General features: G+C 39.4%; 18 protein-coding genes. 6 read left to right on the plus strand and 12 right to left on the minus strand.

What is annotated here, in order from left to right; translation table 11 throughout:
* Positions 1-28: 28 nt before the first annotated feature.
* Positions 29-373, minus strand: coding sequence for a hypothetical protein (locus tag Q0976_RS21020; protein WP_299496135.1), 345 nt, complete (start codon positions 371-373; stop codon positions 29-31).
* Positions 374-636: 263 nt separating this feature from the next.
* Positions 637-1,680 (minus strand): Glu/Leu/Phe/Val dehydrogenase dimerization domain-containing protein, encoded by a 1,044-nt coding sequence (locus Q0976_RS21025; RefSeq protein ID WP_299496137.1) that lies wholly within the window; start codon positions 1,678-1,680, stop codon positions 637-639.
* A gap of 245 nt (positions 1,681-1,925) precedes the next feature.
* Here Q0976_RS21025 and Q0976_RS21030 point away from each other — a divergent pair, with 245 nt between their 5' ends.
* A complete protein-coding gene (locus Q0976_RS21030; protein WP_299496139.1) occupies positions 1,926-2,360 on the plus strand; it encodes a DUF4826 family protein in 435 nt (144 codons plus the stop codon).
* Between the two features lie 65 nt (positions 2,361-2,425).
* Here Q0976_RS21030 and Q0976_RS21035 read toward each other — a convergent pair whose 3' ends face one another.
* The 6 genes from Q0976_RS21035 to rluE all read right to left on the minus strand — a co-directional run bounded on the left by Q0976_RS21035 (position 2,426) and on the right by rluE (position 8,573).
* Positions 2,426-3,568, minus strand: coding sequence for a cupin domain-containing protein (locus Q0976_RS21035; RefSeq protein WP_299496141.1), 1,143 nt, complete (start codon positions 3,566-3,568; stop codon positions 2,426-2,428).
* A 195-nt stretch (positions 3,569-3,763) separates the two neighbouring features.
* A complete protein-coding gene (gene purB, locus Q0976_RS21040; RefSeq protein WP_299496143.1) occupies positions 3,764-5,134 on the minus strand; it encodes an adenylosuccinate lyase in 1,371 nt (456 codons plus the stop codon).
* A gap of 24 nt (positions 5,135-5,158) precedes the next feature.
* Positions 5,159-5,779, minus strand: a complete 621-nt coding sequence (gene hflD, locus Q0976_RS21045) for a high frequency lysogenization protein HflD (protein WP_299496145.1) — start codon at positions 5,777-5,779, stop codon at positions 5,159-5,161.
* Positions 5,780-5,783: 4 nt separating this feature from the next.
* A complete protein-coding gene (gene mnmA, locus Q0976_RS21050; RefSeq protein ID WP_299496146.1) occupies positions 5,784-6,899 on the minus strand; it encodes a tRNA 2-thiouridine(34) synthase MnmA in 1,116 nt (371 codons plus the stop codon).
* Positions 6,900-7,427: 528 nt separating this feature from the next.
* A complete protein-coding gene (locus Q0976_RS21055; protein WP_299496148.1) occupies positions 7,428-7,886 on the minus strand; it encodes an NUDIX hydrolase in 459 nt (152 codons plus the stop codon).
* Positions 7,887-7,901: 15 nt separating this feature from the next.
* Positions 7,902-8,573 (minus strand): 23S rRNA pseudouridine(2457) synthase RluE, encoded by a 672-nt coding sequence (gene rluE / locus Q0976_RS21060; RefSeq protein ID WP_299496150.1) that lies wholly within the window; start codon positions 8,571-8,573, stop codon positions 7,902-7,904.
* A gap of 365 nt (positions 8,574-8,938) precedes the next feature.
* Here rluE and Q0976_RS21065 point away from each other — a divergent pair, with 365 nt between their 5' ends.
* Positions 8,939-11,158 (plus strand): NADP-dependent isocitrate dehydrogenase, encoded by a 2,220-nt coding sequence (locus Q0976_RS21065; RefSeq protein ID WP_299496152.1) that lies wholly within the window; start codon positions 8,939-8,941, stop codon positions 11,156-11,158.
* A 71-nt stretch (positions 11,159-11,229) separates the two neighbouring features.
* Here Q0976_RS21065 and cspD read toward each other — a convergent pair whose 3' ends face one another.
* Entirely contained in the window at positions 11,230-11,436 is a 207-nt protein-coding gene (gene cspD, locus Q0976_RS21070) for a cold shock domain-containing protein CspD (protein ID WP_248942196.1), read from the minus strand.
* A gap of 245 nt (positions 11,437-11,681) precedes the next feature.
* On the opposite strand from cspD, the gene clpS reads away from it, so the two are divergent.
* Entirely contained in the window at positions 11,682-11,990 is a 309-nt protein-coding gene (gene clpS, locus Q0976_RS21075) for an ATP-dependent Clp protease adapter ClpS (protein ID WP_298772078.1), read from the plus strand.
* A gap of 33 nt (positions 11,991-12,023) precedes the next feature.
* Positions 12,024-14,288, plus strand: coding sequence for an ATP-dependent Clp protease ATP-binding subunit ClpA (clpA, locus tag Q0976_RS21080; protein WP_299496154.1), 2,265 nt, complete (start codon positions 12,024-12,026; stop codon positions 14,286-14,288).
* A gap of 80 nt (positions 14,289-14,368) precedes the next feature.
* Here the strand turns inward: clpA and infA are convergent, their stop codons facing one another.
* The 3 genes from infA to aat all read right to left on the minus strand — a co-directional run bounded on the left by infA (position 14,369) and on the right by aat (position 16,128).
* Complete coding sequence (gene infA, locus Q0976_RS21085) at positions 14,369-14,587, minus strand: translation initiation factor IF-1 (protein WP_005500725.1); 219 nt, start codon at positions 14,585-14,587, stop codon at positions 14,369-14,371.
* A gap of 118 nt (positions 14,588-14,705) precedes the next feature.
* Positions 14,706-15,428 carry an arginyltransferase gene (locus tag Q0976_RS21090; protein ID WP_299496156.1) on the minus strand — a complete coding sequence of 241 codons (723 nt, stop codon included), beginning with the start codon at positions 15,426-15,428 and terminating at the stop codon, positions 14,706-14,708.
* On the minus strand, positions 15,418-16,128 hold the full coding sequence (aat, locus tag Q0976_RS21095) for a leucyl/phenylalanyl-tRNA--protein transferase (RefSeq protein ID WP_299496158.1): 711 nt from the start codon (positions 16,126-16,128) through the stop codon (positions 15,418-15,420). Before aat ends, Q0976_RS21090 begins: the two co-directional genes overlap by 11 nt.
* A 53-nt stretch (positions 16,129-16,181) precedes the next feature.
* Here aat and Q0976_RS21100 point away from each other — a divergent pair, with 53 nt between their 5' ends.
* Positions 16,182-16,655 (plus strand): glycine zipper 2TM domain-containing protein, encoded by a 474-nt coding sequence (locus Q0976_RS21100; protein ID WP_299496160.1) that lies wholly within the window; start codon positions 16,182-16,184, stop codon positions 16,653-16,655.
* Positions 16,656-17,702: 1,047 nt separating this feature from the next.
* Positions 17,703-21,370 (plus strand): beta-ketoacyl synthase N-terminal-like domain-containing protein (locus Q0976_RS21105; RefSeq protein ID WP_299496162.1); only part of this gene is annotated, 3,668 nt, incomplete at its 3' end.

Consider the following 21,370-nt stretch of genomic DNA (forward strand, 5'->3'; position numbering starts at 1 on the left):
TTAGCTTATGTGCTTTCTTTATGCTTTGTTAGTTAAGGTAGAGCAAAAAAGCACATAATAATGCACTAATGAGAACGACGTCTTGGATAAAACGTCGGCAACGTACAACTTCACTTTTAGCCTGTTGTAAGCATGTGACTAAATGGTCTTTGCTATAAATGCGGCAATTTAATGCTTTTGTCGTAGGATCTAAAAAGAGTTGGAAACTGGCTGCATCTCCATTTTTGAGTTGAATATTATGTTCACTTTGCTGAGAAAAATTGATTTTTCGTGAGACACATTTTCCATCGAGATAGATTTTTTCTAACCCACACCAATTACTGGCATTAATTTCAATTGATTGTTGATCAACGTCATATTGAAATTTTACCATGCTACTCCTCCAGTATGACTTAAGTCGTTTAATCACGCACTCATAGGGCAAAATATAAAATATTTTGAGTGTTAATAGTACTTAAGTATAGTCTTATGAATGAAGTGTTGAGTGATATTTAAGCAGGTTTTTATCTGCTTTTCTAGTAAATAAAAATGAATATTATGTTTCTAAATATATTCATATTGTAAATTTTATGATTATCAGAGGGGTATGAAAAACCAGACACACATACTGTGTCTGGTTGAGAGGTTCGTTTGGATTTAAATGATATTGTGATGAGCGGCAGCGATAATGGACTGTGCCATATCATCAGCAATTTCTGCTGTTGTTTTGTTTTCAGCCTCAGCCTGTTGAAAAATGCTTAATAAAGTGTGGTAAATTTCTTCAACTTTTTTAGTTGCGAGTGTTGCATCATAATCTTTTTCAAAAGAGACATTAATGATCCCGCCTGCATTTATCACATAATCTGGTGCGTAAAGGATCCCCAATGCTTTGAGTTGCTCACCATGACGAGGCTCACTTAATTGATTATTGGCACAACCAGCAACGATGGTGGCTTTAAGTTGAGGAATAGTTTGATCATTAATCGTCGACCCTAAGGCACAAGGTGCGTAAATATCAACATCTTGATGATAAATCTCATCGGGTTTGACAGCAAGGGCACCAAATTCTGTAACGACTCTGTCAATATTCGCTTGATGAATATCAGTGACAATCAAATTTGCACCATCTTCATGTAAATGGCGGCATAAATAATAGCCGACATGCCCGACGCCTTGAACGGATATGGTCAGTCCTTTTAATGAGTTAATCCCGCGTTGATGTTGAACAGCTGCTTTGATACCTAAATATGTCCCTAATGCAGTATAAGGAGAAGGATCGCCACTTTTACCTTCAAGCCCGGCCATATAAGGTGTTTCTTCATGGGCAATCATAATATCGGCGGTTGTAGTGCCCACATCTTCCGCTGAATAATAACGTCCTTCTAAAGTATGGATAAAACGACCAAATGCACGGAATAAAGCTTCTCTATTTTTGGTTTTAGGATCGGCAATAATAACAGACTTACCGCCTCCCATTTTTAGTCCAGCTAAGGCATTTTTATAAGTCATACCGCGAGATAAGCGTAAAACATCATCTAAGGCTTCAGCTTCAGAAGCATAATTCCACATCCTGCAGCCACCAACGGCGGGTCCAAGTTTGGTATTGTGAACGGCGACGATGGCTTTTAAGCCACTTTCTTCATCATGACAAGTTAATACCTGCTCATGTTCGTCAATAGAGATATGATTGAATACAGCCACGTGCTGATCTCCGTTTAAGCTTCAAAGGGCTCACCAACACAATGAGTGTGGTCAGCTTGTTATATTTATTTGCAGAACGATAGCATTTAGGGATACCCTCATCCAAGAAAAGAAATTGTTTTTTTTTAAGAGAGCTGGAAGTTTTGCTTTCCACTTTACGTTAACGTAAGAAAATGAATGATTTTCCTCTTTATAATCTTTAAATATAGTTGAGTTATCCATAATAAGAAAGAAAGGAGAAGGTAATGGCGGAAGAAGTGATTGAGCAAACCTCAGCAGAAGAGCAAGATAAATTGCGTCAAGAGTGGATCCAAACACAATTTCAAAAAGCAAATAAGTTCCTTGCAGAGAAAGGTATTTTACCTGCTAAAGTGTATCCTGAATCTAGTCGCTACCTAGCACCCTTTGTTGCTATTTGGAAAATAGACGCTAAAAAGCCCGTTAAGCAAACTTTTTGGGTGATGTCAGGCGATTTGCCTGCCGATTTTGTTGATATTAATGTGGCGGCAACGGCGAGAGAGGCATTACGCCATTTTTCGATGATGTGGCAAATGAAAGCGGAAAATATTCGTCAGTCTTCACTTGCTAATGATCCCACTCAAATTAAATTTGCACAACTTTTAGTGTCACGTGCTGAAAGCCTGTATCAAATTCATAATGATGATAAGTTATGGCAGTGATCTGTAATAGATTTTGATGATGTGAGTCACTCACTGTATATTGAGTGACTCATTTTTATCCTGCATTATTCTGCTAAATAATAATAACCTTTATTCAGCAAGGTCAACAAAATGGGTGAGATATTGGGTGTTTCGCTTAATGTTTTGCTGGTTTCATTATCAAATTGCAAGGTCTGGATTAATGTTGACATCACAGTGTCTAAATCATCTTTGTTAATATTGCTGCAATCGATTTGCTCACCATTAATAAATAAACGCGGGCTAAGATCGTTCTCAACTCGTAAGACTTTAAGGCCTCCTATTCGATGTAAACTGGCACCTTGTGCTAGAGCATTGAGTAAATCTTGCTGAGTATAGGCTTCTTCTGGCTCACAAATATCCAAGTCAAAACGATTTTGACTCAGTACTTTACCTAAAAGTGTCTGATAATGGTTAGGATCTTGTAATAAGTCTTGTAATAAATCAATCATGCCTTGTTGGTGCGCTTGACTAATTAGTCCAGCTAACTCGGGTTCATTGTGGGATGTAAACCGTGTCAGGCCACTATTATTGTCAATTAAGTTATCTGCAATTTCGCTGAATAGCTCTTGTTGGCTAGGAGCGCGGAATCCGATTGAGTAACTCATGGCCGTGGTGAGCGTTTGACCTTGATGAGGAAAGCCAGGAGGAATATAAAGCATATCTCCTTTTTCAAGCACCACATCAATAATAGGGTCAAATCCTTCAATCAATGGTGTTGTTGTGCTGTTATTTTTATTGGCATAATGGCCCTTGTTACCAACGGTCCATTGGCGTTTTCCTTCGCCTTGTATGATAAAGACATCATAATTATCAATATGTGCACCCACACCGCCATTGGGCGTGGCAAAAGAGACCATTAAATCGTCAAACCGCCAGTCGGGAATAAAGCGAAAAGCCTCAATAAAGTCATTGGCATCGGGATACCAATGATTGAGTGCTTGAACGAGTAACTGCCAATTTTCTTCACCGAATGGAGTATAATTTTCAAAGGGACCTTGATGGATTTCCCAGTCATTTTGAGTGGTAACCACGATGCGAGAGCTGACTTCTTCTTCACAAGCAAGGCCTGCTAGTTCATCTGAGGTAATAATATCTTCAAAATGAGGAAAAGCTTTTTTTATCACTAAGGGTTTTTTCTGCCAATAATGGGTCAAAAAGTCGTGGGTATTGAGATCCAATGTGTACATGATGATTCCATATGGGGGTCGATGCTTGAAGATAAAAGGGTAAATTACCTGCCATACTTAATCGTGAGTGACAGAGTATTTTATTTTAAAAGCGTGCCATTGGTAGCTGTTTATTGTAAAAGGTAAGGCCATAATGTGAATGTTACGGCCTTACCTGAGTGCTACACGACTGTGAGTTGATGATACAATATTGGATTAATCCAGCTCATCAATAAAAGCGTCTGCGCGGCCAATATAATTGGCGGGTGTTAGCTTTTTCAGTTCTAGCTTGACAGTGTCTGGTAAGTCTAATCCATTGATGAAGTGCGCAAGCTGTTCACCGTCAATACGTTTACCACGAGTGAGTTCTTTGAGTTTTTCATAGGGTTTTTCAATGCCATAGCGGCGCATAACCGTTTGTACGGGTTCAGCAAGGACTTCCCAATTATTATCCAGCTCAGCCAGTAACTGCTCTTCATTGACTTGCAACTTGCTGATCCCTTTTAACGTTGCTTGGTAAGCAATAACAGCGTGAGCCATGCCAACACCTAAGTTACGTAATACGGTTGAGTCTGTTAAATCTCGCTGCCAACGAGATACAGGCAGTTTAGCAGCCAAATGTTGCATTAATGCATTTGCGATGCCCAAATTACCTTCAGAATTTTCAAAATCAATGGGATTGACTTTATGAGGCATGGTTGAGGAGCCAATTTCCCCTGCAATGGTCCGTTGTTTGAAGTGACCAAGGGCGATATAACCCCAAATGTCACGGTCAAAATCAATTAAAATCGTATTGAACCTAGCAATAGCATCAAAGAGCTCAGCAATATAATCATGAGGCTCGATTTGAGTGGTATAAGGGTTCCATGTCAAGCCTAAGCTGGTGACGAAGTTTTCGGAAACTTGATGCCAATTGACTTCAGGATAGGCCGAGATATGCGCATTATAGTTGCCCACAGCTCCATTTATTTTGCCCATTATTTCAACAGATTCAATTTGCCTTAACTGGCGTTGAAGACGTACGACGACGTTTGCCATTTCTTTACCTAGCGTAGAAGGTGAAGCGGGCTGGCCGTGGGTACGGGACATAAGTGGGGTTATGCGGTAATCATGAGCGAGTTGTTTAATGGCATCGATAACTTGTTGGCAATAGGGAACAAGGACTTGTTCTCTTGCTTCTGTTAACATTAATCCATGAGACAGGTTATTGATATCTTCTGATGTACAGGCAAAGTGCACAAATTCACTGATGGCATTTAACTCAGTATTTTGAGCAATTTTATCTTTGATGAAATATTCAACCGCTTTGACATCGTGGTTGGTGGTAGCTTCAATGGTTTTGACTTGCTGGGCATCAGCTTCATTAAATTGATCGTTAATCTTATCCAATAAGCTCAAGGCAGTATCGCTAAATGCGGGAACCTCTTTAATTTCTGGACAGTTAGACAGCATTTTTAACCAGTTTATTTCGACTTGAACACGGTACTTGGTCAGGCCGTACTCACTGAAAATCCCTTTTAATGAGGCGGTTTTACTAGCATAACGACCGTCTATAGGAGAGATAGCAGTTAGTGCGGAAAATTCCATTGTAAGCTCCTTGATGAACTTGACTTATGATAGGGTAAGGTTTTTTTTTGCAATATCTATAATTGATTTTCGATTAAAAATGAGGTAGCGACGTTTTCCACCCAGTTGACGCCAAAGGACGGCACTGCGCATGGCAGAGAGCAAGAGCGCACGAATTTTTTCTTGGGTTTGTGGCCGTTTTAAAAATTCAGGGTTACCGGATATTTGTAATTTAGGTCCTAACGGACTGATAATATCACTGTAAATACCTGCAAAATTGGCAATGACTTGATCGCTGGTCAGCTCAAAGTGATGTAATTGCCTATGTACTTGATTAATGCGCTCTGAGAGCATGCCAAGGGTATTAGCTGAACGGGCAAGCTTGCGCTCTAGCGCCAAAATACCCACTAAATAGCGGGTAATTTCCATATCTTTGTTTTTACTATCACCTAGCTGGCTGATAATCAGCTGATAGCCCTTATTCAATGCAACTTTGTCTGTGTACACATCGCTTGTCGTCTCAGGATTAGTAACTAAGATGGCATTTAAACTGGCGGCGATGGCATCCATATCGGCATTGCTTTGTCTGGTTAGGTGCTGTACTTGGCTAATGGCCTGTAAAATTCCCGCTAAGGCCATGGTTCTTTCAGTTAATTGCTCGCTCAAGTTATTACTCTCTTATCAGTGAGTCGATAATACCGCCGCCTAAACAGACTTCATTATCATAGAAAACGGCAGATTGTCCGGGCGTTACAGCAGCAACGGCTTCATCAAAGATCACGCGAATTTGTGCGTCATCATTATAGGTAATCGTACAAGGAACATCATGCTGGCGATAGCGTGTTTTGACTGTTAATCGGCTGCCATTTTTAGGACCTTGTTGGTCGACCCAATGCAATTGATTGGCAATGAGTCCTTGTGACATTAAGCGTGGATGCTGGCCACCTTGACCCACAATGAGGACATTGCGTTGAAGATCTTTTTCGACCACATACCAAGGGTCGTCATTGCTGTCTTTCATGCCGCCAATGCCCAAGCCTTTGCGTTGCCCTAAGGTGTGATACATCAAGCCTTGGTGAGTACCGATGACGTCACCTTCGGCGGTTTCAATATTACCTGGCTGGGCAGGCAAAAAGGTGGCTAAAAAATCGGTGAATTTACGTTCGCCAATAAAACAAATACCGGTACTGTCTTTTTTATCATGGGTGATTAACCCCATTTTTTTAGCGATGTCTCTGACTTCACTTTTCTCTAGCTCCCCAACAGGAAATAAAGAACGGGCAATTTGTTCATGGCTTAAGGTATAGAGGAAGTAACTTTGATCTTTATTGTTATCAATGCCGCGAAGCATTTGACTTTTGTCGTCATTATCTCGACGACGAACATAATGCCCCATCGCGATAAAGTCAGCATCGAGAATATCATCGGCGAAGTCTAAAAAGGCTTTAAATTTAATTTCTTTATTGCACATGATATCGGGATTGGGTGTGCGACCGGCTTTATATTCAGCTAAAAAATATTCAAATACGTTATCCCAATATTCACTCGCAAAATTGACTGTGTGTAACCTTATCCCAAGTTTGTCACACACAGCTTGTGCATCTTTTAAGTCTTCAGCTGCCGCGCAATATTCATCAGTATCATCTTCTTCCCAGTTTTTCATAAATAAGCCTTCAACTTGATAGCCTTGTTGAAGTAATAAGTAAGCTGAGACTGATGAGTCGACACCGCCAGACATGCCGACAATGACTTTTTTACCAAGATGCGAGGGTTCGATAGCTGTCATAAATCCTAAAAACCGTAAAAGTGAGCTGTATAAAAGAGTGACGATGTCATTTTTAACATTACAATGTTACTTTTTCGTATAACATCTTATTAACGCCACTGTGCTTTGTGGCGCGTTATTCTAGCATGCCTTAACGTGTGGAGCTATCTTTACCCGTGATACTTCAAGGTGCCTATTTCAGAGTGCGTATAAAGTGCCTAATTCAAGGCGTACTCTTTTTTAAAGACAAAGGGGCCAAAATGCTTATTGCCTTTTAAGGTGATACAACTTAGAAGTCGGTGCTTTTACACACTCCCAATGGGCTGGCTTCTTTATATGTAAAAGCAAGGCCTTTTAGACTGTGTTATTAAAAATCGGCTTAGAATGACTAGGCTCGATATTCAGCTGACCATCAAGGATGATGGAAATGTCATTTATGCAGGAGCAATTAATGACCTTGTCTAAAAGGCTTTTCATTCCAGTTGAATCTTGAAGCTTGAAGTATCACGGGTAATTAGTACCAATGAAAATAAAATTGAAATTAACGGATCACATTGACAAATAGTCATCGTTTAAAAGATCGAGTGAGTAATGAGGTTTGGTTTGATAATCTCGAATGGATTGCAGCACCAGTGGACTACGCAGTTGACTTTTTAATGCTAATATATCGTTGAAAGTGAGCCATTTTGCACTCAGTATGGCGTTATCTTGTGGCTGAGGTGTGATTTTTTTATTGAGTTTGACACAAAAAGTGTAGCGTACAAAAGCTAAATCGGGTTTGGCAGTGAATTGATAAATGCCGACCAATGCCTCGGGTGATATAGCCAGTCCAGTTTCTTCTTTGACTTCTCGTTGACAAGCCATAATTAAGCTTTCATTGGCTTCAAGATGTCCTGCGGGTTGATTATATTGAATTTGGTTGTTAATACATTCTTTTACCATTAAGTATTGATCACCACAGTGGATAATACAGGCAACGGTTGTGTTTGGCTTATAACGTGTCATCATGGATTTTTCCGTTGTTCATGTTAAAGAGAGTGAGCGAAATTCCCCTAAAGCAATATCATCTAGACTCCATTGACCTATTTTATAACGGATTAATCTGAGTGTCGGGCAACCGATATGGGCTGTCATGCGTCGAACTTGGCGGTTTCTTCCTTCTATTATGCTGATTTCAAGCCAAGACGTTGGGCTATTTTTTCTTTCTCTTATTGGCGGGGTTCTTGGCCATATTTGAGGTTCATCGATCCGTTTGACTTTTGCGGGTAAGGTTGGTCCATCTTTGAGTGAGACGCCTTGTCTCAGGGCGTTTAATTGCTCATCAGTAGGGATCCCTTCAACTTGAACCCAATAGACTTTGGCTGTTTTCTTATTCGGTTGTGTGATTTTAGCTTGCAGTTTTCCATCATTGGTGAGCAGTAGAAGTCCTTCACTGTCCCTGTCGAGGCGACCCGCTGCGTAGACATTGGGAATAGGAATAAAATCTTTTAATGTTTTTCGGCCAGCACTGTCGGTAAATTGACATAAGACATCAAAAGGCTTGTTAAACAAAATCAATTTAGGATCACGGACTTGTTTTTTAGTTAGACGGTGATAGGCGGGCTTTGGCGTATAGGTTTTGTTCGTTTGATGAGCTTTACGCTTATTGCGTTTAAGTGAATGCGGAGCTGTTTTATTTGTATGAGATTGTGTCACGCCAAGAGTCTCAGGGTAATGGAAAGTGATAATTGTACAGCTTAGTTGCCATTACAATGAAGCGAAATTTGAATCTTGTAAGGAATGCTCTATGATGGGCGTCTAAAATGTCATAGTCTCCTTAATCCATTGTGTTAAAAAGTGACAGAGACTGGAATATAAAAACAGATCTTGATGATTCACTTTAACTAAGCATAAATAAAAGAAGACGGGTGTGATAGGGAGCCGTTATTTTAATAATTCCAGCAGTATTCTGCATTACGGTATAAGCCTGAGCTGCTTCTTTTATCTTTTGAAGACATCATTTTACTGATTGATACGCTTTACCTTTTTTTAAGTTTTTATTATTCAAAGTAGGATAAGATATGAACGATAAGTCAACGATCATTTACACTGAAACAGATGAAGCGCCAGCATTAGCGACTTTCTCTTTATTGCCTATTATTAATACGTTTACACAAGCGGCAGGTGTCAATGTTGAAATTCGAGATATTTCTCTTTCTGGCCGTGTTATCGCTAATTTTCCAAATCATTTGAAACCTGAGTTAAGGATTAATGACGCATTAGCAGAGCTAGGTGAGTTAGCGACTCAACCCGAAGCGAACATTATTAAATTGCCTAATATCAGTGCTTCAATTCCGCAACTTAAAGCTTGTATTGCTGAGCTACAAGCAAAAGGTTATGACTTACCCGTATACCCTGATGAGCCTAAAAATGCCGCTGAAGAAGCGATCAAGAAGCGTTATGATAAAATTAAAGGCAGTGCGGTGAACCCAGTACTTCGTGAAGGAAACTCTGATCGTCGTGCGCCTAGCGCCGTTAAGAAATACGCGAAAAAACATCCCCATTCTATGGGCGCTTGGTCAAGCGAATCTAAATCACATGTTGCCCATATGACCGAAGGCGATTTCTTTGGCAGTGAGCAGTCATTAACAGTTTCTCAAGCGGCTAATGTGAATATTGTACTGACTAAAAAAGACGGCTCTGAAAAAGTATTAAGAGAGTCCTTGTCATTGAAAGCAGGTGAAATTGTTGACGGTGCTGTGATGAGTCAAGCGGCGTTAGTTGATTTTTATCGCCGTGAAACTGAAAATGCTAAAAAAGAAGATGTGCTGCTTTCTTTGCATTTAAAAGCCACGATGATGAAAGTGTCAGACCCGATTCTTTTTGGTCATGCTGTTAAAGTGTATTATGCCGATGTATTTGCAAAGCATGGTGAACTTTTTGATGAATTAGGTGTTGATGTCAATAATGGTGTGGGTGATGTGTATGCTAAAATAGCCACTTTGCCTGACGCTAAAAAAGCAGAAATAGAAGCTGATATTGCAGCGGTTTATACCCAGCAAGCGCAATTAGCTATGGTTGATTCAGACAGAGGCATTACCAATTTACATGTCCCTAGTGATGTGATTATTGATGCATCTATGCCTGCTGCTATTCGTAGTTCAGGTCAAATGTGGGGCCCTGATGGCGCACTTAAAGACATGAAAGCCATGATCCCAGATCGTTGTTATGCGGGTGTTTATCAAGAAACGATTGCATTTTGCAAAACGAATGGCGCGTTCGATCCCACTACTATGGGCAGTGTGCCAAACGTGGGTCTGATGGCACAAAAAGCTGAAGAGTACGGCAGTCATGATAAGACATTTGAAATACCTGCTGCAGGTACAGTGAATGTGATTGACAATAATGGTGATGTATTAATGTCGCACTCTGTTGAAGCAGGTGATATTTATAGAATGTGCCAAGTTAAAGATGCTCCAATTCGTGATTGGGTTAAGTTAGCTGTCAATCGTGCTCGCTTATCAAACACGCCAGCAGTGTTTTGGTTAAACCCTGAGCGTGCTCATGACGCACAAATGATCCAAAAAGTGAACACGTATTTGCAAGATCATGATACAACCGGATTAGCGCTTCATATTATGTCACCTGTTGAAGCGACACGCTTTACATTGGCACGTGTTAAAGAAGGCTTAGACACCATTTCGGTTACAGGTAATGTATTACGTGATTATTTAACGGATTTGTTTCCTATTTTAGAGTTAGGCACGAGTGCTAAAATGTTATCCATTGTGCCATTGATGAATGGTGGTGGTTTGTTTGAAACTGGCGCGGGGGGAAGTGCGCCTAAGCATGTCCAACAAGTTGAGAAAGAAGGGCATTTACGTTGGGATTCTTTAGGTGAATTCTTAGCATTAGGAGCATCTTTGGAGCATTTAAGTCAAACGACACAAAATGCTAAAGCTCAGGTACTTGCCGATTCTCTTGATGAAGCGATTGGTCAATTTTTAAATAGCAACAAGTCTCCTTCACGTCGTGTGGGTGAATTGGATAATAGAGGCAGCCATTTTTACCTTGGCTTGTATTGGGCACAAGCCCTTGCTGCTCAAACTCAAGATCTTGCATTACAAGCTCACTTTTCAAGCATTGCGACAACCCTTGCAGAAAACGAAATGGTGATTGTAAAAGAGTTAAATGATGCTCAAGGTGAGGCCGTAGATTTAGGCGGGTATTATCGTTTAGATGTGACTAAAGCCACAAAAGCGATGCGTCCAAGTGCAACCTTAAATGCTATTTTCGCTTAATTTTTTGTGATTAAGTGTTTTTAAGGCAATAAAAAAGCAGGGATAACCCTGCTTTTTTTGCGTTTTATTGACTAATTAGACGGTGATATTGCAGATGCGTGCATTCCTTTCGGGCCCGCTTCTACCTCAAATGTTACAGGTTGGCCCGCTTTTAACGTTCGATAGCCCTCCATTTCAATGGTAGAATAATGTGCAAAAACGTCCTCACCACCGGCATCAGGGCAAATAAACCCAAATCCTTTGGCGTTGTTGAACCATTTTACAGTTCCGCTTGCCATACGTTCACTTCCTTCTGTTGTTTACTTACCAGTAAGATAGTAAAACCAAATTAAAGCGATGAAAAATCCAGCGCTTAAGTAACAGAATGAAAGCAAAAAAAGAGAAAGTCAAGAGAAAATTAACAATATGTATACATTTATTTAAAGATTAATCTTTAAAGTGTTTACCTACGTATCGATTGAAAAAGCATCGAACAGATCGAAATAGATTGGTATATGCGATAACTAAGGGCTAAGATTGAAGCATGAGTAGAACAGAACATATCGAACACATAGAAGAAAGTGAACAGACTGAATTTAAGCGACCTTCTATGTACTTAGTCATTTTAAATAATGACGATTACACGCCGATGGATTTTGTAATTGATGTACTGAAGCAGTTTTTTAGTAAAAACGAGCAGCAAGCGACAGAGATAATGTTGGCGATTCATCATGAAGGAAAAGGAGTTTGTGGTGTTTTTCCTTTTGGTATAGCTGAAACAAAGGTTGCTCAAGTCAATCAGTTTGCAAGAGAGAACCAACATCCATTATTGTGTTCTTTAGAAGAAGCCTAGTCAGTTCATCACCGTTAATTTTTAGGGGGGCTTATGCTAAACAAAGATCTTGAAATAACCTTGAATCTGGCATTTCAACAAGCCAGAGATGCACGTCATGAATATATGACGGTAGAACATCTATTGTTAGCGTTAATTGATAATCCCTCAGCACAGGAAGCACTCGTTTCTTGTGGTGCAGATCTCGATAAGCTACGAGAAGAAGTATCTAGTTTTATACAACAAACCACGCCTATTATTGCTGATTTAGAAGAGGAAAAAGAAACCCAACCGACATTAGGCTTTCAGCGGGTATTGCAGCGTGCTGTGTTTCATGTGCAATCTTCCGGGCGTAATGAAGTCACTGGTGCTAACGTTTTAGTGGCTATTTTTAGTGAGCAAGAATCTCAAGCGGTTTATTTATTGCGCAACAGTGCCATTACCCGTCTTGATGTGGTTAATTTCATTTCTCATGGTTTTTCTAAAAAAGACGATGCGCCAGAGCAAGCTCCGGGAATGGATCGCCTAGAAGATCAAAGTGAGGAAGAAGAAGATCGCAGTATGTTGTCGCAATTTACGCTTAATTTAAATCAAGCTGTCGAACAAGGGCATATTGATCCCTTGATTGGCCGCAGTGATGAAATTGAACGCTCGATACAAATTTTGTGTCGGCGACGCAAAAATAACCCACTATTAGTGGGGGAAGCGGGTGTGGGGAAAACCGCCATTGCCGAAGGTCTTGCTTATCGAATTGTGAAAGAAGAAGTGCCTGAAGTCATGAGTCAAGTAACGGTATATTCACTTGATTTAGGGGCGCTATTGGCGGGAACGAAATACCGTGGCGATTTTGAAAAACGCTTTAAAGGCTTACTTAAAGAGTTGAAAAGCGATGAGCATGCGATTTTATTTATCGATGAAATTCATACTATTATTGGTGCTGGAGCCGCATCTGGAGGCGTCATGGATGCCTCCAATTTATTAAAACCGTTATTGTCGAGCGGTCACTTAAGATGTATGGGGTCAACAACTTATCAAGAATATCAAAGTATTTTTGAAAAAGATCACGCTTTAGCGCGTCGCTTCCAAAAAATTGATATCACTGAGCCTTCAGTAGCAGAAACGACTAAAATTCTTAAAGGGTTAAAGTCTAAATATGAAGAGCATCATGGTGTGCGTTACACCTTAGCGGCGCTCAGTATTGCAGCTAAATTGTCTGATAAGCACATTAATGACAGGCAACTTCCTGATAAGGCAATTGATGTTATTGATGAAGCTGGCGCTAAAATGGCTATGCAACCGCAGAGTAAGCGGAAAAAAACCATTGGTCAAAATGAGATTGAAGCCATTATTGCTAAAATGGCAAGGATCCCTGAGAAGTCCGTATCCACATCTGATAAGGATTTATTGAAGAACCTTGAGCGTAACCTCAAGATGGTGGTGTTTGGGCAAGATACAGCGATTGAGAGCTTAAGCGCCGCTATTCGCTTATCTCGCAGTGGACTCAATGTCGAAACGAAGCCTGTTGGTAGCTTTTTATTTGCAGGACCTACAGGTGTTGGTAAAACGGAAGTGACCAGCCAACTTGCGTCATGTTTAGGGCTCAAGTTTATTCGTTTTGATATGTCTGAATATATGGAAAGCCATACTGTATCGCGCTTAATTGGGGCGCCGCCGGGATATGTGGGATACGACCAAGGTGGTTTATTAACCGATGCGGTGATTAAACATCCTCACAGTGTGGTGTTGCTTGATGAAATTGAAAAAGCGCATTCAGACGTTTATAACTTGCTGTTGCAAGTTATGGATCATGGAACATTAACAGACAACAATGGCCGAAAAGCCGATTTTAGGCATGTCACTTTAGTGATGACGACGAATGCGGGAGTGAGAGAAACTATCCGTAAATCTGTGGGCTTTAAGCAACAAGATCACAGTGAAGATGCGATGTCTGAAATTAATAAATTGTTTTCACCTGAATTTCGTAATCGTTTAGATTCAATTATTTGGTTTAATCATTTAGACATGACTGTGATTGCTAAAGTGGTTGATAAGTTCCTTGTTGAGCTCCAAGCTCAGTTAGATGAAAAAGGAGTGAATTTAGAGGTCAGTGATGAAGCTCTAACTTGGCTAGCCGAAAAAGGTTACGATAAAAGTATGGGGGCGCGGCCGATGTCTCGGGTCGTCACTGAATCCATCAAAAGACCGCTTGCAGATGAAATTTTATTTGGTAAGTTGGAAAAAGGTGGCATTGCTCATGTGGATGTTAAAGAGGGCGAGATTGTGATACATACTGAGTCTCATGAAAAAGTGACAAGCTAGCATCCATTTATTAAAGGTAATAAAAAGCCGGGAGTTTATCCCGGCTTTTTTTATCTGCAATATATCGGTTAGGACTAACTTTAGCGTGAACGGAAGACGATGCGTCCTTTGCTCAAATCATATGGGGTCAGTTGAACAGTAACCTTATCACCCGTCAGAATACGGATGTAGTTCTTACGCATTTTACCTGAGATGTGTGCAGTCACTACATGACCATTTTCTAGTTCTACTCGAAACATTGTATTTGGTAAGGTTTCAAGGATAGTCCCTTGCATCTCAATGTTGTCTTCTTTCGCCATTAATCAGTTATCCTGTTAGCCTTCAAATAATAAAAACGCAAGCATGATGCCGGAATTCAGTGCTCCTGTAAAGAAAAGTTCCCCGAAAGCGGAGAATCTCTTATTTAAAGGAGGGGACTTATGGCTTTGTCGGCGAAGGAACGGCAGGAAGCCAGCCGGATGATGTGAGAATTTGGTGTGGATTATAGCTACGTTTATAAGCCATTTTTCTAGATTCATCTATTTGATAACCAAGATATAAAAATTCCTTTTGCATCATTTTAGCAATCCGGCATTGTAATAGAATTAAAAAACTACCTAATGAACGTTTATGTTCTTCGGGTTCAAAAAAACTGTAAATAGCGGAAAAACTATTGGGTAAAATGTCGGTGACAGCAACGCCAATGAGTGTTTCATCTAAGGTTAATTCTATTAACATAGGTGAAAGCCAATTTGCTGAAATGAAATTATGATATTGCTCCGGAGAAGGGGGATACATTCCGCCATCTCGATGACGTTCATTGATATAGCGTTCATATAAGGCGTAGTGTTGCTCTGTATGATGATCGACAATTTGCCACGTGATATCTTTATTATTATTGATTGTCCGCTTTTGCCTTTTTGAGGGTTTAAAATAATTGACAGGGATTCTAATGGGTAAACAAGCATGGCAATGGGGGCAGTCGGGTCTGTAAATGGTACTGCCGCTGCGTCTAAAGCCTAGGGATAAAAGTTGTTCAAATAAGCTTGGATTAAGCCCTTGTTCTTGGATCACAAGTAACTGTTCCATTTCTTCGCTGAGATAACTGCAATTGAATGTTTGGGTTTTCCCTACAGAAAATTTTTGGGCTTTAGAGCTCAACAGACACCTCTCTTGGTTTCCAACACTGCGTGGCGACCTCTTTATCTCTTAATTGTATTAATTGAGAAATAAATTGGCTGCGTGAAATAGCTTTCGCGCCCATAGAAGTTAAATGTGGATTCACTAATTGAGTATCGATCAGGCGAAAATTTGACTTTGATAAGTGCTGCTGTAAGCAGACCATTGCAGCTTTTGATGCGTTAGTTTCAAAATGGAACATGGATTCACCACAGAAAACTTGGCCGACAGCGATGCCGTATAAGCCGCCTATGAGTCTATTTTTTTGCCATACTTCAATTGAGTGTGCTTTTTCTTGCTGGTGTAATGCTAAATAAGCGGCTTGAATATCTTGGGTTATCCAAGTGTCTTGTTGGGTTTTTCTTGGCATAGCACAAGCCTGAATGACTTGGTCAAAAACATGGTTGATAGTGTAATGCCAATTTTGTTGTTTGATATATTTACGTAGGCTTCGACTAATTTTTAATTGACCAACAGAAATAACAGCTCGAGGATCTGGAGACCACCATAAAATAGGGTCATTATCATTAAACCAAGGAAAAATGCCACTGTAATAGGCATCGAGTAAACGTTGGGGCCTTAAGTCTCCGCCTACAGCAAGCAATCCATTAGGTTCCGTTAATGCTTGCTCTATAGGAGGAAATGGCTGTTGATCATTATTTAAGTAGGACAGAGTGTTCAAATTGGGTATCATTAATGCTACAGATTACCTATTAAGTTAGCGGAAAAATCGATATGTTGAAACCTAATCTTAGCTGGGCATGTATTTTTTTATTGTTAACAATGACCTTTCCTGTATTGGCAGCCTATGATCGAAATCAAGCTGTTCCTGTAGAAAAAGTCGAATATGGACAGGTCATCTCTGTTAGAAATATTACTCAAAAACAACTAATTGAAGATCAAAATAGAGGTTGGAAAACCTTTGGTGGTGCTCTCATTGGTGGCGTGATCGGCAATCAATTTGGTGGCGGAAATGGTCGAACGGTTGCGACGATTTTAGGGGCACTGGTAGGAGCAGGTGTGGGAAATAATGTCGGAAGTGGCAGCTATTACCAGCAAACGGCTCTTGTCGAATTAATGATTAAGCAAGAAGATGGTCAAGAAATTATGATCCTACAGGACAGAGATCCTAATATGATTTTTAATGTTAATGATGAAGTGAGAGTGGTTTACTTACAAGGTTTTGTGAGAGTGGATATGGCAATGTGATCCTATAGAGTGGCTTGGTTTAATGTGGAGGTTTTTTCAATGAAATCGAGCTTTATTTGTCGATATTATTAATAATCATAAGCAGGCGATTTTTCTTTTTATAACAAAAACTTTTTTTGTTATAAAAAAAGAAGAGTAAAAGCTCTTGGAAATAAGAGTAAAAACACTTTTAAATCATTGCTATACTTTTTATTAGTATACAGTGAAATATTACGCTGAATACTGATAAAAATAATAACGATAGAAAATCATGGAAGAAAAACCTTAAGCTCTCATGACTCGAAGGCGGAGTATTGTGTCAGTTTGATCTTATTTGGTATGTGTATGAATGATAATTATATTTCTTATATCTAAAGAATGAAAATACAAATAAAATGATATCTAGAAAAGGATAAATAATAGGTGTATACATACAGTTTTATTTATTATGTTAAGCCTTGCTATCTTATTGAATAATAACTAATTAATTATATGTTTGATCATGGTTTTTTAGCTTTTTTATAATACGCTGTTTTAGTCCTCAGTTGTTAATTCCTTCCAATATTTATCTTCTTTAGTTAATCCCCTTAGTAATGTTCTAAAAGACAGTAATAGTCATTTAGTACTAGTTATAACGCTATTATCTACTTTAGCACTTAATTAGTATTAGTGAAGTATTAGTCAAGTATGATTTTAAGTATTAAACAATAGTTGATATATGGTTATTAATTTGTGTTGGCGTATAGTCATCACTGTCCTCTTATTTTTTTAAGTTAAGTAAGATAAATAATATATGTTTGTTTAATTTGATAGATTAAAAATATTCATAGTCTATGAGTTGAAGCTAAAGTGAAACCTAATTAAATTCCTTTTTACTAGGGCGTATTTTTCATAATGGGGTTGACTGAATCATTTAATTTTACATTTTGATAAATAGTATTGTTAATTCTTCAATTAACCTTAATGTTTAAATGCTTAGGCAATATTTAAATATAACTCGATGATTCATTTTATTGTTCTTTCTATATAAATGTTCGAGTAGTAGTCGGTGATGATTGGAGAGCTATTATGAAACTGAATAATGATACTGAAAAAAATCAATTACTAGGTGATCCTCGATTTAAAAAACGTTTAAAAGACTCTCCTATCGCCATTGTAGGTATGGCGAACTTATTTCCTCATGCACGTTATTTAGAACAATTTTGGGATCTTATTAGTGATAAGGTTAATGCTATTACGGATGTGCCTGATACCCATTGGTGTATTGAGGATTATTTTGATTTAAATCAAAAAAGGCCTGATAAAAGTTATTGTAAGAGAGGGGGGTTTTTACCTGAAGTTGATTTCAACCCTATGGAGTTTGGCTTACCACCTAATATTTTAGAATTAACCGATACTTCTCAGCTTCTTTCTTTGCTTGTTGCTAAAGAGCTACTCATTGATGCCCATATTAATGATGAGGATAGCAGAGAAAACATAGGCATTGCACTTGGTGTTGGTGGAGGGCAAAAAATTGTACATAGTTTAACTGCACGTTTGCAATATCCTCTTCTTAGAAAAGTATTTAAACATAGTGGGATAAGTGATAGTGACAGTGATATGTTGATTAAGAAGTTTCAAGATCAATATATTCATTGGGAAGAAAATTCATTTCCAGGCTCTTTAGGCAATGTGATAGCAGGTCGTATTGCTAATCGATTTAATTTAGGTGGAATGAATTGTGTTGTTGATGCTGCATGTGCAGGTTCATTGGCGGCGATGCGAATGGCAATCAGTGAATTAGTCGATGGCCGCAGTGATATGATGATAACGGGAGGAGTATGTACCGATAATTCGCCTTCTATGTATATGAGCTTTTCTAAAACACCAGCATTTACGACTCAAGAAGTGATCCAGCCTTTTGATATTGAATCAAAAGGCATGATGATAGGCGAAGGGATTGGTATGGTTGCCCTTAAGAGGCTGGCCGATGCAGAGAGAGATGATAATCGAATATATGCAGTCATCAAAGGAATGGGCTCTTCATCTGATGGGAAATTTAAAAGTATTTATGCGCCAAGACCAGAAGGACAAGCTAAAGCACTAACACGTGCTTATGACGATGCGGGAATATCGCCTCATAGTGTAGGGTTAGTTGAAGCGCACGGAACGGGTACGGCAGCTGGAGATGTTGCTGAATTTGAAGGCTTAAAAAGTGTTTTTGCTGAACAATCTTCTCAGAAACAGCATATCGCTCTGGGCTCGGTTAAATCACAAATTGGTCATACAAAGTCAACAGCTGGTACCGCTGGGCTCATGAAAGCCGCGTTAGCATTGCATCATAAAGTATTGCCTGCGACGATTAATGTTTCTCAACCTAATCCAAAGTTGAATATTGCAGATTCGCCTTTTTATCTTAATACTGAAACGCGTCCTTGGTTTAGTCAAGATGATGCCGTTCCACGTCGAGCAGGGGTTAGCTCTTTTGGATTTGGCGGTACGAATTTTCACTTTGTTTTAGAGGAATATACTGCTGAACATCACAGGGATCAATCTCATCCCCAATATCGTTACAGGCATGTTCCGACGACTTTTTTATTCAGTGAAAAGTCAAAAAATGAATTAATTCACTTACTCAAAGAGACTCTGCAAGCGTGTAAGGAAAGTGGTCAAAGGTTTGATGAGATAGCAGCGATTCATTGCTTAAGAGAGGTGGAAGCGAACGCACCTCGATTAGGGTTAGTAGCAAAAAATAGTACGGAGCTTGATGCGGCGATTACTCAAGCTTTGGCTATGTTTGACAGTAATAAATCAGCGCATTGGCAAGGTATGAGGGGAGTACAATATCGTTCTAACGCATTGATTTATCAAGATGATAAAACAAAAAAAATAGCGGCTTTATTTGCGGGGCAAGGCAGCCAATATTTAAATATGGGACGTGAATTGGCTTGCCATTTTCCAGAGATCAGAAGGCATTTTTCCCAAGCCAATCAAGTATTCAACCAACACAACCAACCGCTTTTATCTGAGCAAGTTTATCCTCACCCTGTTTTTGAATTATCCGAAGTTAAACAACAAGAAACTAATTTAACCAATACGCTTAATGCCCAAAGTGCAATAGGGGCACTTTCTTTAGGTCAATTTGAGTTGATGACAAAAGCGGGTTTTGAGGCTGATATGTTTGCCGGTCATAGTTTTGGAGAGTTAACGGCGCTGTGTGCTGCTGGGGTAATTAATCAAACGGACTATTATCAATTAACTTATGCGCGTGGAAAGGCTATGGCGAGCAAAGTCGACAATGCCAATGGGTTAGAAGACCGAGGTGTGATGAGAGCTGTGATGGCTAAATCTGGATTAACTTTAGCACAGCTTGAATCGTGTATTGCTGATTTCAGTGGTGTTAGTATTGCGAATTATAACTCTCCAACTCAAGTGGTGATTGCAGGGACAAATGAGAGTGTTGAAAGGGTGAGTCATGCTTTAACTGAACTCGGTTTTAGTGTGATTAATTTACCTGTGTCAGCGGCTTTTCATACTCAACTCGTGAGTCATGCACAAGTTCCTTTTAGTCAGGCTATTGATAAAGTTAAATTCTCTTCTCCTTTTAAACCCATTTACAGTAATACATCAGGTAAGGCGTATTTAAGCGAGGCTGAGCATATTAAAAATAGTTTTAAAACACATATGTTGAATTCGGTTCATTTTAGTCAACAAGTGTTAAATATGTACGAGGCTGGAGCGCGAGTATTTGTTGAGTTTGGTCCCAAAAATACACTTCAAAAATTAGTTAAAGAAACCTTAGCCGATAAAACTGAAGATGTCTGTTTTGTCAGCATGGATGCGAATCCAAAAGGAAACAGCGATACCCAATTAAGAGCCGCTGCGGTCAATTTGGCTGTTGCTGGTCTACCATTAACGGAATTAGATCCCTATCAAATGCCTAAACGGGAAGCTGAAAATTTAACGCCAATGCACATAAAACTAACGGCGACAAATCATATCAGTCCAGCAACGCAAAAGAAGATGGAACAGTCTTTAACATCAGGACAAGTGTCGTTTGCTGATAACTCTACGGGTTATCAAGCAGCAGAAAGTCTTGAAGGTGAAAGGATGACTTGTTCTGTTCAAAATGATAAGCCCCTTAAAACTGAACAGCAAAAGCAAACGATTCAAGATGTGAATGTTCATGCCGAGCAATCACCTGAAACAATGACTCAGGCTAAGCAAAATCTACAAGATTTGCTATTAGCTCAAGAGCAAATGCTTACCATTCATCAGCAATTTCTTACAATACCTAAAGAATATAATGAAACCGTTACTCAATTAATGGCGGAGCAAAATACATTATGTGAAAAAGGAACATCTATTTCACCAGAATTACAGCAACGTTTAGATGACTACCATCAAAAACATGCAAAGACCTTGCAACAACATGAGCAATATTTAGCATTGCAAGCCGAGACGCACAGTCAATTGTTGGAAACAGCATTATTAGAACAAAAACAAATATTATCAGAAGGTAAAGATGTTAGCTCCCCTGAGAAAGTGAAAGTTAGTAAGACTGATGAGACACATGTCATGGATAAGTCTCATGAACTCCCAAAGCAAGTTGTTCACAGTGCTATTAGTGATGAACTGGAAAAGACGATGTTAGCGGTGGTGGCAGAAAAAACAGGTTATCCCACTGAGATGCTTGCGCTGGATATGGACATGGAAGCAGATTTAGGCATTGATTCAATCAAGCGGGTTGAAATACT

The sequence above is a fragment of the uncultured Shewanella sp. genome (assembly GCF_947501665.1).
GTDB lineage: Bacteria > Pseudomonadota > Gammaproteobacteria > Enterobacterales > Shewanellaceae > Shewanella.

Bases quoted from the DNA above. Each gene is read 5' to 3' on its own strand.
- Q0976_RS21020 (WP_299496135.1), bottom strand. From the start codon at position 373: ATGGTAAAATTTCAATATGACGTTGATCAACAATCAATTGAAATTAAT.
- Q0976_RS21030 (WP_299496139.1), top strand. From the start codon at position 1,926: ATGGCGGAAGAAGTGATTGAGCAAACCTCAGCAGAAGAGCAAGATAAA.
- Q0976_RS21035 (WP_299496141.1), bottom strand. From the start codon at position 3,568: ATGTACACATTGGATCTCAATACCCACGACTTTTTGACCCATTATTGG.
- purB (WP_299496143.1), bottom strand. From the start codon at position 5,134: ATGGAATTTTCCGCACTAACTGCTATCTCTCCTATAGACGGTCGTTAT.
- mnmA (WP_299496146.1), bottom strand. From the start codon at position 6,899: ATGACAGCTATCGAACCCTCGCATCTTGGTAAAAAAGTCATTGTCGGC.
- Q0976_RS21055 (WP_299496148.1), bottom strand. From the start codon at position 7,886: ATGATGACACGTTATAAGCCAAACACAACCGTTGCCTGTATTATCCAC.
- Q0976_RS21065 (WP_299496152.1), top strand. From the start codon at position 8,939: ATGAACGATAAGTCAACGATCATTTACACTGAAACAGATGAAGCGCCA.
- cspD (WP_248942196.1), bottom strand. From the start codon at position 11,436: ATGGCAAGCGGAACTGTAAAATGGTTCAACAACGCCAAAGGATTTGGG.
- clpS (WP_298772078.1), top strand. From the start codon at position 11,682: ATGAGTAGAACAGAACATATCGAACACATAGAAGAAAGTGAACAGACT.
- clpA (WP_299496154.1), top strand. From the start codon at position 12,024: ATGCTAAACAAAGATCTTGAAATAACCTTGAATCTGGCATTTCAACAA.
- infA (WP_005500725.1), bottom strand. From the start codon at position 14,587: ATGGCGAAAGAAGACAACATTGAGATGCAAGGGACTATCCTTGAAACC.
- Q0976_RS21100 (WP_299496160.1), top strand. From the start codon at position 16,182: ATGTTGAAACCTAATCTTAGCTGGGCATGTATTTTTTTATTGTTAACA.